Origin of the sequence: Novosphingopyxis sp. YJ-S2-01, from assembly GCF_016093175.1 — a bacterium.
GTDB classification, from domain to species: domain Bacteria; phylum Pseudomonadota; class Alphaproteobacteria; order Sphingomonadales; family Sphingomonadaceae; genus Novosphingopyxis; species Novosphingopyxis iocasae.
Genome location: NZ_JAEDAI010000001.1, coordinates 1,150,175 through 1,166,051, shown reverse-complemented (window position 1 = coordinate 1,166,051; position 15,877 = coordinate 1,150,175). Strand labels below are relative to the sequence as shown.

The window sequence follows — 15,877 nt, the reverse complement described above, 5'->3', positions numbered from 1 at the left end:
GGCGGCGATGTAGCTGCGGCTCCGTTAAAGGGCAATGAAGCTCGCGCGCCTATTCGCGCGCGGCGCGGCTAACCCAGAAACGCCTCCATCGCGTCGATCACCTTGTTGGGCGCTTCCCAGGGCACGAAATGGCCGCTACCCGGCACCTCCACCAGGGTGAGGTCCTCCACCTGCTCGTCCATCCCCTCGGTGTTGACCGGCGGCAGCGCGAGGTCATCCAGCGCCCAGACCACCAGCGTGGGGATCGTCACCTTCGGGAAGTCGCGCTTGGCGAACTCGGGCAGCTCGGCATCCTCATCCATCGCGGGGACGTGGACGGAGCTGGCGCGGTACCAGTTCAGCATGCCGAAGGCCGCATCGCGATCCTTCCAGTCGGCGAGCAGACGGTCCCGCTCCTCGTCCGGCATGGCGCTGCTGCGCTCCCACTTCACCGCCTTGGCCAGGATGCCGACCAGCCCATGCTCGCGCACCAGATCGTCGTTCGCGCGGTCCCGGAAGGCGCGGATGTACTGTGCACTCTCGCGCTGCTGGGGCCGCTGGATCAGCGCGCGCTGATAAAGCCAGGGATGCGGCGCATTGGCGATCACCAGCCGCTCTACGCGCCCGTTTTGCTGCCCTGCCAACGCCACCGCCCAGGCGATCGCCCCGCCCCAGTCATGGCCGACGACGGTGAACCGGTCCACACCGCAGGCATCGGCCAGCGCGAACACATCGGCCACCAGCTTGTCGGGCGTATAGGCCTCCACCTCCTGCGGCTTGGACGATCCGCGATAGCCGCGCTGATCGGGCGCGATGCAGCGGAAGCGGTCCTTGAAATGCTCGATCTGGTGGCGCCAGGTGCGGTGGCTTTCGGGGAAGCCGTGGAGGAAGAGGAGGACCGGCGCGTCCCGGGGCCCCACGTCGACGGCGTCGATCTCCACGCCGGTGGCGAGCGTGTGGCGAACGAGGTCGTAGTCGGGAACGAGGTTGGGAGTCGGATCGGGCATGGGGCTCTCCTGAAGCGATTTGGGCCAGCTTGCTTCACACACTTCACACTGTCCAGAGGCGGAACAGTGAAGGCCGGAAGCGCAAGGGAATGAATCGGCACCTGGACGGAGTTTGACACGGTTCGCATAACCGTATTCGGATAGCCTATTTGGTTATCTGTAGGACAGCTATTTCCTAATCGTCGGTCGTCCGCCCCGCCCTCACGGATAGCTAACCGTTTTCGGCGCGCCATCCGGAATGGGAATGCGCTCTTCGCTGTCGCCGGGCACATCGGGGAACTGCTTCGCCTTCCAGGCCTCGCGCGCTTCCGCGATGCGGTCTTTCGAGCTGCTGACGAAATTCCACCAGACATGGCGCTGCGTTGCGAAGGCCTCTCCGCCCAGCAGCATCACGCGCGCGTCGGACGTGGCGCGCAGCGTCATCGCCTCGCCGGGCGCCAGCACGTAAAGCGTGTGCCGTTCCAGCGCGTCGCCATCCAGCTCGGCATCCCCCAGCGCCACCAGCACGGCGCGTTCGTCCGCCCCCGCCTCGATCGGTACGCTCGTTCCGGCATCCAGCAGGATATCGGCATAGATCGTCTGCGCGTGCTGCGTGGTCGGCGCGGTCTTGCCCCATAATTCGCCCATGATGATGCGCGCCTTCAGGCCGCTGTCTTCCAGGATCGGCAGCTCGTCCGCACCGATATGCTGGAAAGCGGGATCGATCTCCTCCTTGCCGTCGGGCAGCGCCAGCCAGGTCTGCATGCCGGAAATGCGCCCCTGATGGCCGCCCGCGCTGCGCTGCCTCTCCGCCTCCGGCGAGCGCTCGGAATGCACGATGCCGCTCCCCGCCGTCATCAGGTTCGCCGCGCCGGGGCGGATGGTGGCGAAAGTGCCCAGCGAATCGCGATGGTCGATCGCCCCGTCGAACAGATAGGTGACGGTGGACAGGTTGATATGCGGGTGCGGCCGCACGTCCATGCCCCCGCCCAGATCGAACTGCGCGGGGCCGAACTGATCGACGAACACAAACGGCCCCACCATCGTGCGGCCGCGCGAGGGCAAGGTCCGTCGCACCTTGAAATCGCCCAGATCATGCGTGGTGGGGGTGATGGTTTGCAGGGTCATCTAATCCGCGTCCAGTTCCGGATAATGACGGAAAATACCGTCCTCATTGAAAGAAATGCGCCGCTCGCTTTTCAGATAATCCGCGATGCCCGGCAAGGCTTCCACCGCATCGGCGCAGGCGTGGAGCTTCGGATAGTCGGACGATAGCGCGGCCATGCGTTTGGGGAAGGCATATTCGAGACCGCGGACCAGCTGAAACAGCGAAGTATCGACATGGCTCCACGTTGCCCCGCGCACGAACGGTCCTTCCACGATGCCGAGCGCGGCTTCGAAATGATCGAAATATTTGGGGATGCGGTTTTCGCGAAATCCTTTCGCGGCGCGCTTCGCCTCATCCTTCTGGTCTTCATAATAATCGCCGGTGCCGACCGGATGGTGCGTGTCATGCGCCTCGGCCACGATATCGGTGACCACCAGTTGCAGCTGGATCAGGCCCAGCGTTTCCGCCTCGCTCTCGCCGCCAAAGCCGTGTTTTTCGCCCAGCCAGCTGACGATATGCGCGGTCTGCGCGATGCAGAAATCGCCGTCGACCAGATAGGGCGGCGCATAGGGCGCGCCCCAGCCGCTGCGCGCCTCCATATCGTCCATCAGCGCCTCGGCACCTTCGTCCCGCGCGCGATCCCGATATTCAATGCCTGCGGCTTCGAGGGGAAGCCGCACAAATTCGCCCCGCCCTTGGATGCTGGGCCAGTACCAGAGATCATAGGACATTGGGGCTTCTCCTTTGCGGGGTTCGGCAAGGAGAATGGGCGGGGACCGGCGGGCGTTCCCGATCGCCGCTCAAACCGTAGCCCTGAGCCTGTCGAAGGGTGCCTCTCCTGCACGTGCGGCGCTCGACCGAGAGACGTCCTTCGACAAGCTCAGGACTTCGGATCTTGAATGTGACTCGCCCACTTACCGTAGCCCTGAGCTTGTCGAAGGGCGCTTCTCCTCCGTGCACCGCGCTTGATCGATAGACGTCCTTCGGAGCCGCAGACGGCGCATGGCGCCACCGGCTCAGGACTTACGGATCATTTTTGTCGCGCGGATCACACATCCGCGCCCCGTCTCTATTCCCCCGGCGCGCTGGCCTTGATTTGCATGGCGTGGACGCGCTCCTGCATCAGGTCGCCCAGGGCGCGGTTGACCATGCGCTGCCGCTCGACGCGCGATTTGCCTGCGAACGCGGCGCTTTCCACCGTCACCGAAAAGTGGCTTTCGCCCGATCCGTCGTCGCCGGCATGGCCGCGATGCTGTGCGCTGTCGTTGCTTACCACGAGGCTGGTGGGCGCGAGCGCCTCGGTCAGCCGCGTTTCGATCTCGGCCTGTACCGGCCCTTTTGAATCCGTTGTCATGCGCGCCTATATAGCTTGGCTCCCGCGAAACCCCAAAGGCCGAGCCGCTTTCTCTTCATGTCTTCTCAATCCGACCGCCGCCGCCATGACCGATTCCACGGACGCGTGGGCGACGGTCAGCGGACATGCGACCATCCCGCCTGCGCCGAAGCGGGCGAATTTCGCGCACCGCCGCCCGGCGGGCATAGCGGTGACGGGCCGGGGCAATGGCGCTGGCTGTGCCTTGACCATGTACGCGAATTTAACGCGGGCTATGATTTCTTCGACGGCATGGGCGCGGACGAGATTTACGAGGCGCAGTCCCCGCTGGGCGGCTTCTACCAGAGCACGAACCGCTGGGGCGCAGGCGCCAGTCCGCCGCCGCGCTGGCAGGATTTCGAGGATCCGCTGGACGCCATCGGCGCGCGCTTCCGCCGCACCATGCCGCGCGCCCGGCCCGACGGCACGCCTTTAAGCGATGCGGATGCCCGCGCGCTGAAGACGCTGGGCCTGGAACGCGATGCCGACCGCCGCACGATCCGCCGGCGCTACTCCGAACTGGTCCGACGCTACCACCCCGACCGCAATGGCGGCGACCGCAGCCATGAGGACAAGCTGCAACGCGCGATCAAGGCTTACGAGCGCCTGAAGAAAAGCCCGGCGTTCGGGTGAAGCCCCTCTCCCGCCGGGAGAGGGTTTGGCTTAGTCCCTGCCCGGTGCGCCTCGCGGGAAGAGGTGGCGGTAGGGGCGCGCTTCGTCGATTACGCGGGCGATGGTGGGGCGGGCGAGCAGGCGTTGGCGATAGGCGCGCAGGTTCGCGTGGCCTTCGGGAATTTCGTGCACCCAATCGGCGTAGAACAGCGCGGGCGCGGCGGCGCAATCGGCGATGGTGAAGCGCCCGCAGGCGGCCCAGTCCCGGTCCTCCATCCAGCGATCGAACCAGGCGTAGGCCTTTTCGAGCCTCTCTCTCGCCCGCGCCGCGCCCGGGGCATCGCGCTCGCCCTGCCCGCGCATGGTATCGTCCACGATCGCCTGCACCGGCGCGGCGATATAATCGCCCAGCAGCGCATCCATCTGCCGCGCCTCGATCGCGCGGACCGGATCGGCGGGGACGAGGTGCCCTGCGCTGCCGTGCACCACCTCCAGATATTCGATGATCGCGGAACTTTCGATCACCGTGCGATCGCCGTCGACCAGCACCGGAAACTGCCCGCCCGGCCCCGCTTCCCGGACGAATGCGCTGTTATCGGGATGGCCGGGATCGACCATGCGGAAATCGAACGGTAGCGCGCGCTCGTACAGCGCGATCAGCACCTTCCAGGTGAAAGAGGAAAAGGGGTGGCCGTACAGCTGCATCATGGCGGGTCTCTCCTTGCCTTCCCCGTGATCGGGGTTTGCCGCAACCTTCCCCATTCGCGACTGTTTGCCCATGCTTTTTTTCGTAAAGATAAGGCGGCCCCCATCCAGCCCCACGCTTGTTTCGCCCGCACCCGGCGCGTAACGCATGGCGGCATGGACCCCTCCATGCTCCCCGCCGGGCGCCCGCCCGAGGACAGGCCGCTCTACCGCGATGCCTGCCGGGCGGCGCATGCGATGGATATTGTCGGCCAGCGCTGGGCGATCCCGGTGCTGCGCGAACTGATGCTGGGCCCGCGGCGCTTCTCGGAAATCGAGAACAATGTGTTCGGCATCAGCGAAGCTGCTCTGGCGCAGCGCCTTGCCGCGCTGGAGGCCGCGGGTGTCCTGACGCGCCAGGCGCTGCCCCCGCCCTTGTCCGACGAGATCTACGAGCTGACCGACTGGGGCTATGCCGCCGAACCGATCCTGTGGATGCTGAGCGGCTGGGCCATGCAATCGCCGCTGCACGATCCCGCGCGCCCGCTCAGCGCCGCCTCTCTGCTGCTATCGATGAAGGTGATGCTGGACCGGGAGGCCGCCGCCCCCCTCACTGGCATTATCCGGATGAAATTGAGCGGCGAGGATTATTACGCCACGCTGGAGCAGGGCGATATCGAAGTGGGCCGGGGACGGCCCGAAAAGGTGCGCGTCACGATCACCGGCGAACCCGCGATCCTGGCAGGATGGCTGTTCGGCAGCGGTGACGATGAGACGCTGGCCGCCGCCGACAAGCTGGCCGTGGAAGGCGATCTGGCCTTCGCGATGGGCTTTGCCGATTGCTTCGATGTGCCCGAAAAGGCCCCGCTTCCGGATGCGGACGAAACGCCGTTCCCGTAAAGCTGCAACCAATCATCGGTTCTCACGCGTTGCAAGCCATGGCCCCAGCCCCTAACTCGGTGGCCGACTCTCCCGCCTGCAGGACCAGCGATGACCGATATTTCCAACGCCCAGCCCGATAGCCGCGCCGATACGGTGATGGACGCGCCCGACAAGATGGTGAGCGCGAAAGAGCTGTTCGGCATCCCCATCGACATGCAGGTGCCCGCCTTCAGCGAGGCGGACGAGCGTGTGCCCGATCTGGACCCGAGCTATGTGTTCGATCCGGACACCACCGCCGCGATCGTCGCGGGCTTCGCGCACAACCGGCGCGTGATGGTGCAGGGCTATCACGGCACGGGCAAATCGACGCATATCGAACAGGTGGCCGCGCGCCTCAACTGGCCGTGCATCCGCATCAATCTGGATGCGCATATCAGCCGCATCGATCTGGTCGGTCGCGACGCGATCGTGCTGAAGGACGGCCAGCAGGTTACCGAATTTCGCGAAGGCCTGCTGCCCTGGGCATTGCAGACGCCGACCGCTCTGGTGTTCGACGAATATGATGCCGGGCGCCCGGACGTGATGTTCGTGATCCAGCGCGTGTTGGAGACCGAGGGCAAGCTGACCCTGCTCGATCAGAACCGAGTGATCCGCCCGAACAAATATTTCCGCCTGTTCGCCACCGCCAACACCGTGGGCCTGGGCGATACGAGCGGCCTCTATCACGGCACGCAGCAGATCAACCAGGGTCAGATGGACCGCTGGAACATCGTGATCACGCTCAATTATCTGCCCGCCGCCACCGAATCCAAGGTGGTGCTGAGCAAGGTGTCCGACACCGCCGAAGACACCGTGCAGAAGATGATCAAGGTGGCCGAGCTGTCGCGTCAGGGCTTCATCAACGGCGATATCAGCACGGTGATGAGCCCGCGTACGGTGATCAGCTGGGCGCAGAACACGGCGATTTTCGACAATGTCGGCTTCGCCTTCCGCCTCAGCTTCCTCAACAAATGCGATGAGGCGGAACGCCAGCTGGTGGCCGAATATTATCAGCGCGTGTTTGGCGAGGATCTGCCTGAAAGCGTGGTTGGGGGCTGAAGCTCATTACGGATCGTACCCGCCTCGACGACCTCAAATCCGCGCTGGCCGGATGCGCGCGGGCAATGGCGCGCGAGCCGGAGCTCGATGTCGCCTGGACCGCCGATGCGCCCTCCTCCTCGCGCGGGCATATGAAACTGCCGATGCCGCAGCGCGATCTGCCGCCCGAACAGATTGCCGAGGCGCGCGGCTATGCCGATCAGTTCGCGCTGCGCATGCGCCATCACGATGCCGCGCGCCACGCCGCCGCGCGCCCCCCCGAAGCGATCGCCTCTGCTGCCTTCGACGCGATCGAGCATGCGCGGATCGATGCGCTTGGCTCTCGCGGCATGGACGGGGTGGGCCGTAATCTCACGGCCGCGCTGGAACAGCGCATGCGCTCCGATCCCATCACCCGCGCCAAGGCCCGCGACGAGGTGCCGCTGTCCACCGCACTGCAGCTGATGGTGCGCGAGCGGCTGACCGGCGAGGCCCCGCCGCCCGCGACGCAGGCCGGCGTCAACCTGGTACGCGATTGGATCGAGGAGCGCGCCGGCTCCGATCTCGATGCGCTGGGCATGGCGCTGGACGATCAGAACGCCTTTGCCGCGCTGACGCAGAGCCTGCTCGAACATCTCGATCTGACCGAGGGCGAAGTCGAACCCGATGAGGGCGACGATGCCGGGGACGACGAGGACGACCTGTCCGAGGAGGAACAGGACGAGACGCAGGACGACCAGCAGTCCGACAGCAGCCAGACCGAAATGCGCGCCGAGAGCGACGACAGCGGCCAGGACGAAAGCGACGAGCAGGCCGACGGCGAGATGTCCGACGACAGCGAGTTGATGGAAGGCGATATGGGCGATGAGGGGATGCAGCCCGTGCGCCCCAACCGCCCGAACTGGGATACGACGCCCGATCTTGGCTATGACATCTGGACCGAGAAGTTCGACGAAATCGTCGAGGCGTCGGAACTGGCCGATGAAGAGGAACTGACGCGCCTGCGCCAGTTCCTGGATCAGCAACTCGCCAATCTGCAGGGCACGGTGACGAAGCTCGCCCACCGGCTGCAGCGCCGCCTGATGGCGCAGCAGAACCGCAGCTGGGATTTCGATCAGGAGGAAGGCCTGCTGGACGCCGCGCGGCTGGCCCGCGTCGTCGTCAGTCCCGGCCATTCGCTGAGCTACAAGAGCGAACGCGATACCGAGTTTCGCGATACCGTGGTGACGCTGCTGATCGACAATTCGGGCTCGATGCGCGGGCGGCCGATCGGCATCGCGGCGGTGAGCGCGGAGATTTTGGCCCGCACCCTGGAACGCTGCGGCGTGAAGACGGAGATCCTCGGCTTCACCACCCGCGCCTGGAAGGGCGGCCAATCGCGCGAGGACTGGCTCGCCGCCGACCGCCCCGCCCAGCCCGGCCGCCTCAACGATCTGCGTCACATCATCTACAAACGCGCCGACGAACCCTGGCGCCGCGCCAAGCGCAATCTCGGCCTGATGATGCGCGAGGGGCTGCTGAAGGAGAATATCGACGGCGAGGCGCTTTTATGGGCGCACAACCGCATCATCGCGCGGCCCGAGGAGCGGCGCATCATGATGGTAATTTCGGACGGCGCGCCGGTGGACGACAGCACGCTCTCGGTCAATCACGGCGCCTATCTGGAGCAGCACTTGCGCAAGGTGATCGAGTGGATCGAAACCCGCTCGCCGGTCCAGCTGGTTGCCATCGGTATCGGCCACGACGTCACCCGCTATTATCGCCGCGCCGTGACCATCATGGACGCCGAACAGCTCGGCGGCACGATGATCGAACAGCTCGCCCAGCTGTTCGACGAGGAATAGCAGAAAGTCGTCATTGCGAGCCGAAGGCGAAGCAATCCAGAGCGGCCGCAGCGCTAGGGCCGCTCTGGATTGCTTCGTCGCCTATGGCTCCTCGCAATGACGATGAAATCAGTGCATGGGGTAGCGCACAGGACGATTAAAGACTGACCCGATATGCCTCACAACATCCCCCTCAAGCTTTACAACAGCCTCACGCGCAAGACCGAGGTGTTCCACCCCGTCCACAAGGGCCAGGCGCGGGTCTATAGCTGCGGGCCGACGGTCTATAATTATCCGCATATCGGCAACATGCGCGCCTATGTGTTCGCCGACACGCTGGGCCGCGCGCTGAGCTATCGCGGGTTGCGGCTGATCCACGTCATCAACATCACCGATGTCGGCCATCTGACCGACGATGCCGATGCGGGCGAGGACAAGCTGGAAAAGGCCGCCGCGGCGGAAGCCGGATCGGGCGAAGAGGCGCGCACCATCTGGGACATCGCGCGGCACTACACCAAGGCCTATTGGGCCGACGTCAAGGCGCTCAACATCCGCGAGCCTGCGCACTGGTCCATCGCCACCGACTTCGTCCCCGCGATGATCGAATTCGCCGAAAAGATCGCGGACAAGCACTGTTACGAGCTCGACAGTGGCCTGTATTTCGACGTCTCCACGATCGCCGATTATGGCACGCTCGCCCGGCAAAAGCCGGATGACGATGGCGAAGGCCGGATCGATGCGGTGGAGGGCAAGCGCCATCCGGCCGATTTCGCGATCTGGCGCAAGACGCCCAAGGGCGAAAAGCGCCAGATGGAATGGGACAGCCCCTGGGGCCGCGGCGCGCCCGGCTGGCATCTGGAATGCTCGGTGATGGGCGAAAAGCTGCTCGGCCTGCCGTTCGATATCCATACCGGCGGGATCGATCATCGGGAAATCCACCATCCCAATGAGATCGCGCAGAACCAGGCCTTTTGCGAAGCGGAGGGCCATGCCTGCGGCAGCGGCGCGCGCATCTGGATGCACAACAATTTCCTGATCGACCGCACCGGCAAGATGTCCAAGTCGTCGGGCGAGTTCCTGCGCCTGCCGCTGCTGGTTTCGAAGGGCGTGCATCCGCTGGCCTATCGCCTGATGTGCCTGCAGGCGCATTATCGCAGCGAGCTGGAGTTCAGCTGGGACAATCTGGAAGCCGCCCTCACCCGCCTGAAACGCCTCGTCATGGGCGCGCAAAAGCTGAAGGAGCATGAGGACGAGCGGGAGCTTTCGCATCCGCTGATCCTTGCCGCCAAGACCGCGTTCGACGAGGCGATCGCCGACGATCTCAACACCCCCAAGGCGCTGACCGTGGTCGAGCAGGTGATCGCCATGAAGAAGGTGTCCGAGGGCGATCGCTACCGCCTGATCGTGCATATGGACGAGGTGCTGGGGCTGGACCTTCTGCATCTGCGGCGCGAAAGCCTGCGCATCCGGCCCGACGACGCCGAGCTCACGCGCGCGGAAGTCTCGGATCTGCTGGACCAGCGCAAGGCTGCGCGGGAGGAAAAGGATTTCGAACGCTCCGACGCGCTGCGCGACGAGTTGAACGCCAAGGGCATCGAGCTAATGGACGGCGATCCGCTAGGTTGGGAGTGGCGCCTGTCGCTCTGAACGGCCTGCCTGCCCGCCCACTGCATCGGATCGGGCAGCGAAGCGTTTCTCCGCATTACACGCTAATTCTAAAGGACACCTGCTCATGATCAAAGCCGTTCTCCCCGCCATGGCGAAACCTTTGATCGAAGCCCGGTTGCCCGCCGATATCGAGCCGCACTGGTTCACCAGCGGCAAGGAGGCGATCGCGGCGGCAGGCGATGCCGAGATCGCGTGGATCGACATGTACAACAAGGCGGCAATCCGCGAAGCCGTGGACGGCGCGGACCAACTGCAATGGCTGTTCACCATCTATGCCGGGCTTGACCATCTGCCGATGGAGCGGCTTGCCGCGCTCGATGTCACCGTCACCAACGGCACCGGCATCAACACCATCCCCGTTGCCGAATATTGCCTGCTCGGCATGCTCGCGCTCGCCAAGCGCTATGACGAAGTGGTGCGCGCGGCGGATCGGCACGAATGGCTCGAAAACCCACCCGGCCGCCGCGAGCTGTTCGCCTCCAAGGCAATGATTTTGGGATATGGCGCCATCGGCAAGGCGATCGGCGACCGGCTGAAACCCTTCGGTGTCGACGTGACCGCCGTCGCCCGCACCGCGCGGCCCGACGAAGGCGTGATCGGGCAGGATGACTGGCACGATCGGCTGGGCGATATCGACTGGCTGATCATCGCTTTGCCTTCCACCGGCGATACCGAACATATCATTGGTGGGGGCGAGATCGCGAAGCTGAAGAAGACCGCGATGATCGCCAACATCGCCCGCGGCGACGTGATCGATCAGGACGCGCTGATCGCCGCGCTGAACGAGGAGCGGATCGCAGGCGCCTATCTCGACGTGACCGATCCCGAGCCCCTGCCGTCGGACCATCCGTTATGGGACGCGCCGAATGCGCTGTTCAGCATGCACCTGTCCGGCAAATCGACCATGGTAATGTTCCAGCGCGCCGCCGAGCTGTTTCTGGAAAATCTGGAGCGCTATCGGTCGGGAGGCGACATGAAGAATGTGGTCGATCTGAAGCTGGGCTACTGAACGCCCCCCTCTCCCTTCGGGAGAGGTAGCGCAGCTTGGCACGGCACGTGCCTAGCGAAGCTGGGTGAGGGCGAACGAACGACATAACCTGCCGCTTGCCGCGCCCTCATCCAAATCAGCCTAATTCGCTGCGCTCATAAGGCTTCCTATCCTTCTCCCACCGGGAGAAGGATTTAAATCCCGTCACCCATGCTGAGCAGCGTGGCGTTGCCGCCGGCGCTGGTGAGGTCCGTGCTGGTCGTGCGCTCGGCGCAGAAGCGGTAGAGATAATGCGGGCCGCCGGCTTTAGGACCGGTGCCCGAAAGACCTTCGCCGCCGAAGGGCTGAGAGCCCACGATCGCACCGATCATCGAGCGGTTGATGTAGAGATTGCCCACCTCCGCGGTCTTTTCCACCTGATCGGCGGCACGCAGGATCCGGCTGTGGATGCCCATGGTGAGGCCGTAGCCCTTGGCATTCACACGCTCCACTGTCTTCTCCAGCTCGCCGCCCTTCCAGGTGGCGACATGGACGATCGGGCCGAACCATTCCTTGTCCAGCTCATCCATGCTGTCGAGCTTGATCAGCGTGGGCGGGACGAACAGGCCCTTGTCCTTGCCGGGCACCTCGCAGGCGTGGATCACATTCTTGTGCCAAGCCTCGCGATAGGCGTTCAGCTTGTAATAGCTCGGCTCATCGATCACCGGGCCGATATCGGTATCGGGCTCGTGCGGATCGCCGATGACGAGAGCATCCATCGCGCCCTTCAGCATCGTGATCGTGCGATCATACACCTCTTCCTGGATCAGGAGCAGGCGCATGGCCGAACAGCGCTGACCGGCCGACTGGAAGCCGGAAATCAGCACGTCGCGCACCACCTGTTCGGTCAGCGCGGTGGAATCGACGATCATCGCGTTGATGCCGCCGGTTTCCGCGATCAGCGGGATCAGCGGACGGTCATCCTCCGCCACCAGGCTGCGCGCGATCACCTTCGACGTGGCGTTGGAGCCGGTGAAGGCGATGCCCGCGATGCGCCGGTCATAGGTCAGCGCGGCGCCGGTCTCGGCTCCGCCCACGGCAAGCTGCACCGCGTTGCGCGGCACACCCGCTTCGCGCATCAGACGCACCGCCAACGCGGCGATCTTCGGCGTCTGCGGGGCGGGCTTGGCCACCACCGTATTGCCGGTGACGAGGGCGGCGACGACCTGGCCGACGAAGATCGCGAGCGGGAAGTTCCACGGCGCGATACAAGCCCAAACGCCGCGGCCTTCCATGCGCAGGACGTTCTGTTCGCCCGTCGGTCCGGGCAGGTCGATCGGCTTCAGGTTCTTGCGCGCCTGCGCGGCATAATAGCGGCAGAAGTCCACCGCCTCACGCACATCGCCGAGCGCATCGGGGATGTTCTTGCTACCCTCATCGACCATCACGGCCATCAGGTCCTCATGGCGTTCCTCCATGAGGTCGGCGAACTTTTCGAGGCATGCGGCGCGATGTTCGATGGTGGTCTTGGACCAGGCTGGAAACGCCTTGTGGCAATTGTCGATACATTCATCGACGTCCTTCTCCCCACGCAGTTGCACAGGAACGGGCTTGCGCAGCCGTTCTGCCAACCCTTCGAGAAGCTCACGATCCTCCAGGTCCAGGCCCTTGCTGTTCTTGCGCTCCGGCATGAACAGGTCTTCGGGTAGCGCGATGCCGGGATGGCGTGTGCCGCCCACCGCCTCCACCTTCTCCACCGGATCGGCGAGCAGCTCGTCCTCATCCACATCGCTGGAGGTGAACTGATGCACGAAGCTGGTGTTCGCGCCGTTCTCCAGCAGCCGCCGGACGAGATAGGCGAGCAAGTCCGCATGGCCGCCGACAGGCGCGTAAGTGCGCACGCGGTAACCCTGTTCGCGGGCCATGCGCTCATATAGCCCCTCGCCCATGCCGTGCAGGCGCTGGAATTCGAACGCGTCCTTGGAAAGACCCGCTTCCGACGTCCAGTGCAGCAGCGTCGCAATGGTGAGCGCGTTGTGCGTGGCGAAAGCGGGGACCAGGTTCTTGGACCGGATCATCTCCTTCGCGCAGGCCAGATAGCTGACATCGGTGGCAATCTTGCGCGTGAACAGCGGGAAATCGGACAGACCCATTTCCTGCGTATGTTTGATCTCGGTGTCCCAATAGGCACCCTTGACGAGGCGCGTGTTGATCTTGTTGCCGGTTTCCTCGCCCAGCGCATCGGCCCATTTGACGACGGCGGAGCCGCGCTTGGAATAGGCCTGGATCGCCATGCCGAAACCGTCCCAGCCCTCCAGCGAGGGATGGCGGGCGACATCACGGATGATGTCCAGGCTGATCATCAGCCGCTCGGATTCCTCGGCATCGACGGTCAGCGCGACACCCGATTCGCGGCAGCGCAGCGCCAGATCGAGCACCATTTCGGAAATGATCGGAATGCAGATGCCCGCACGTGCCGGCTCATAGCGCGGGTGGAGAGCGGACAGCTTCACCGAGATGCTATGCCCGTTGCCCGCCGCGCCCGCGACATCGGCGGCATGGCGATAGGATTCGAAATAGCGATAGGCGTCGTCCATGGTGCGCGCCGCTTCGCCCAGCATGTCGAAAGAGGCCACGAAATCGCGGTTCTCCTTCTTGTTCATGCGGGCGATCGCTTCTTCGATGTTGCGGCCCATGACGAACACTTCGCCCATCACCTTCATCGCCTGATGCACGGCCTTGCGCACAAACGGCTCTCCGCTGCGGGCGATCAGGCGGCGCAGGATATTGGCTCGCGGCGATCCGCCGACCACCGCTTTGCCCAGGACGAGGCCCCAGGTCGCGCTGTTGACCATGCGGTTGGCGGACGCACCGGCATGCGCGCCCCAGTCCGCGCCGCCCATCTTGTCCGAAATCAGCCGGTCCGACGTATAGGCATCGGGCACGCGCAGGAACGCCTCGGCCAGCGAGAGGAGCGCAGTGCCCTCTTCGGTGCCCAGGCGATATTCCTGCAGAAACTGGTTGATCCACCCCTTGGACTGCCCCTCGCGCAGGTCGACCAGCAGATTGCGGGCCTTACCGAGAATCAGCGCGCGTTCCTCCGCGCCCACCTTCGCCTGGAGTACGAGGGGGGCGAGCACGTCGGGCTCTGCCTTGCGGTGCAGGTCGCGCAATTCGCCGCGTAGGTCGTCGCTTCTGATCATGTAAGTCCAGTGGAATAGATTGGGGGAGTAAGGGGAACAGAAGTTCTCCGGAAAGGCTCCCAATCGCATGTCCACCGGGGGTATGGCAAGGAAAGCGGAAAAGCCCGGGGGTGCATTCCACAGCTTTTCAGGACTTCGGGCGCGAAGAGATGCGAGACGACCGGGCGCGACGCCCGGCCAAAAAAATTGGGGGCCGGCGTCTCGACGTGCCGACCCCCACCCCCGGTTACGCAACGCGAGGGTTCCCCTGTCGCCCGGCCCCGAAACGCGGGAACCACCGGGCAAAAAAGGGTAGCGATGAAGCAAAACGCGCCTTCCGAAACGCGAAGGCTTTGCCCCATCGACCATGTTGTTATGGACAGTTGGCGTTGAGTGGCCGCTGAATGTCTCTTTTATCCTCCGTTCAGGAAAATCGCCATCAAGATTAACAGATTGACATTTAAGCGGCGGCGCACCCTGCTGGTTATCGCCCTGCTCATCGCGCTATCCTGGATGGCGCTGAGCGGCGATCGGCAGCACCGACCTAATAATGATCAGGTGATTTCCAGCCATTCCATTCCGCTTGATCCGCGCAATCCTTCGCGCACCGAGCTGGGAAAACTGCGTTTTCTGGGCGCCTGGGTGCTGAAGAGCGAGAACGATCGGTTCGGCGGTATCTCCTCGCTCGAAGCGCTGCCGGATGGCCGCTTCGTGGCGCTGGGCGACGGCGCGACGCTGATTGACTTCCGCATCGCCCCGGACGGCGCGATCGTCGATCCGTTCATCCGTCCGCTGCCCTGGCGCGGCAATCAGAAGGAAGAACCGGAATATGAGGAGCGCGATTCGGAATCGATCGTGCGGGTGCCGGAACCTGGGGAATATTGGATCAGCTTTGAAAACCGCTCTTCGCTACGCCGCTATTCGCCGGACCTCAGCCGGGAACTGGAGACGATCCGCCCCAAGGCGATGAAGCGCTGGCCCAGCAATGGCGGAGGCGAGGCGCTGGCCCGCCTTACCGATGGCCGCTTCATCCTGATCGCCGAATATGGCGAGGCGAAAGGCGGCGGCTATGAGGGCCTGATCTGGCCGGGCCAGCCGAGCGCGAAGGTGGAGCCGCAACGCTTCGCCTATCTGCCGCCCGAGGGCTTCCACGCCACCGATGCCAAGGTGTTGCCGGACGGGCGGCTGCTGGTGCTGAACCGCCGCCTTGCCTTCCCCACCGGCCTTTCGGCAGCCCTGACGGTGATCGACGGCGATGCGATCCGCCCCGGCGCGCGGGTGCGCGGCACGCTGCTGGCCAAGCTCGAATCGCCGCTGGCAGTCGATAACATGGAAGCGTTGGCAGTCACGCAGGAGGGCGGACAAAACATCGTCTGGATCGCCAGCGACGACAATTTCAACGCCTTCCAGCGAACCCTGCTGATGAAGTTCGCTCTGCCCAAGGAGCCTTCCGCCACGACCGGCCCGGGCTTCGACAGTCTGAACTGAATCTTCGTCCGCAAGCGCGATTCGCCTCGCCAGTCCTCTGCAAAAAGCG

Annotated in this window: 13 protein-coding genes; 7 read left to right on the top strand and 6 right to left on the bottom strand. The window is 64.5% G+C overall.

The features are described 5' to 3' along the window. Positions 1-68 precede the first annotated feature (68 nt). From I6A82_RS05675 to I6A82_RS05660, 4 genes are all read right to left on the bottom strand, one after another. Entirely contained in the window at positions 69-986 is a 918-nt protein-coding gene (locus I6A82_RS05675; RefSeq protein ID WP_198094096.1) for an alpha/beta fold hydrolase, read from the bottom strand. Between the two features lie 201 nt (positions 987-1,187). Then, positions 1,188-2,093, bottom strand: coding sequence for a pirin family protein (locus I6A82_RS05670; protein WP_198094095.1), 906 nt, complete (start codon positions 2,091-2,093; stop codon positions 1,188-1,190). Beyond that, a complete protein-coding gene (locus I6A82_RS05665) occupies positions 2,094-2,804 on the bottom strand; it encodes a glutathione S-transferase (protein ID WP_198094094.1) in 711 nt (236 codons plus the stop codon). It lies immediately after the preceding gene. 338 nt (positions 2,805-3,142) lie between these two features. Further along, the gene (locus I6A82_RS05660) at positions 3,143-3,427 is read right to left on the bottom strand and encodes a BolA family protein (protein WP_198094093.1); all 285 of its coding nucleotides are present in this window, start codon (positions 3,425-3,427) and stop codon (positions 3,143-3,145) included. Positions 3,428-3,484: 57 nt separating this feature from the next. On the opposite strand from I6A82_RS05660, the gene I6A82_RS05655 reads away from it, so the two are divergent. Further along, a complete protein-coding gene (locus tag I6A82_RS05655; RefSeq protein ID WP_198094092.1) occupies positions 3,485-4,078 on the top strand; it encodes a J domain-containing protein in 594 nt (197 codons plus the stop codon). A 30-nt stretch (positions 4,079-4,108) separates the two neighbouring features. Here the strand turns inward: I6A82_RS05655 and I6A82_RS05650 are convergent, their stop codons facing one another. Further along, positions 4,109-4,765 (bottom strand): glutathione S-transferase family protein, encoded by a 657-nt coding sequence (locus tag I6A82_RS05650; RefSeq protein ID WP_198094091.1) that lies wholly within the window; start codon positions 4,763-4,765, stop codon positions 4,109-4,111. A gap of 153 nt (positions 4,766-4,918) precedes the next feature. Here I6A82_RS05650 and I6A82_RS05645 point away from each other — a divergent pair, with 153 nt between their 5' ends. The 5 genes from I6A82_RS05645 (at position 4,919) to I6A82_RS05625 (ending at position 11,200) form a co-directional block, all read left to right on the top strand. Then, a complete protein-coding gene (locus I6A82_RS05645; RefSeq protein ID WP_198094090.1) occupies positions 4,919-5,641 on the top strand; it encodes a winged helix-turn-helix transcriptional regulator in 723 nt (240 codons plus the stop codon). Between the two features lie 90 nt (positions 5,642-5,731). Next, positions 5,732-6,721, top strand: a complete 990-nt coding sequence (gene cobS / locus I6A82_RS05640) for a cobaltochelatase subunit CobS (protein WP_198094089.1) — start codon at positions 5,732-5,734, stop codon at positions 6,719-6,721. Positions 6,722-6,726: 5 nt separating this feature from the next. Next, positions 6,727-8,544, top strand: a complete 1,818-nt coding sequence (cobT, locus tag I6A82_RS05635) for a cobaltochelatase subunit CobT (protein WP_198095502.1) — start codon at positions 6,727-6,729, stop codon at positions 8,542-8,544. Between the two features lie 153 nt (positions 8,545-8,697). Continuing rightward, on the top strand, positions 8,698-10,170 hold the full coding sequence (gene cysS / locus I6A82_RS05630) for a cysteine--tRNA ligase (protein ID WP_198094088.1): 1,473 nt from the start codon (positions 8,698-8,700) through the stop codon (positions 10,168-10,170). A gap of 85 nt (positions 10,171-10,255) precedes the next feature. Continuing rightward, entirely contained in the window at positions 10,256-11,200 is a 945-nt protein-coding gene (locus I6A82_RS05625) for a D-2-hydroxyacid dehydrogenase (RefSeq protein ID WP_232343305.1), read from the top strand. Positions 11,201-11,373: 173 nt separating this feature from the next. Here the strand turns inward: I6A82_RS05625 and I6A82_RS05620 are convergent, their stop codons facing one another. Continuing rightward, the gene (locus I6A82_RS05620; RefSeq protein WP_187335468.1) at positions 11,374-14,361 is read right to left on the bottom strand and encodes an L-glutamate gamma-semialdehyde dehydrogenase; all 2,988 of its coding nucleotides are present in this window, start codon (positions 14,359-14,361) and stop codon (positions 11,374-11,376) included. A 432-nt stretch (positions 14,362-14,793) separates the two neighbouring features. Between I6A82_RS05620 and I6A82_RS05615 the strand changes: the two genes are divergently transcribed. Then, the gene (locus I6A82_RS05615; RefSeq protein WP_198094087.1) at positions 14,794-15,828 is read left to right on the top strand and encodes an esterase-like activity of phytase family protein; all 1,035 of its coding nucleotides are present in this window, start codon (positions 14,794-14,796) and stop codon (positions 15,826-15,828) included. The last annotated feature ends 49 nt before the right edge of the window (positions 15,829-15,877 follow it).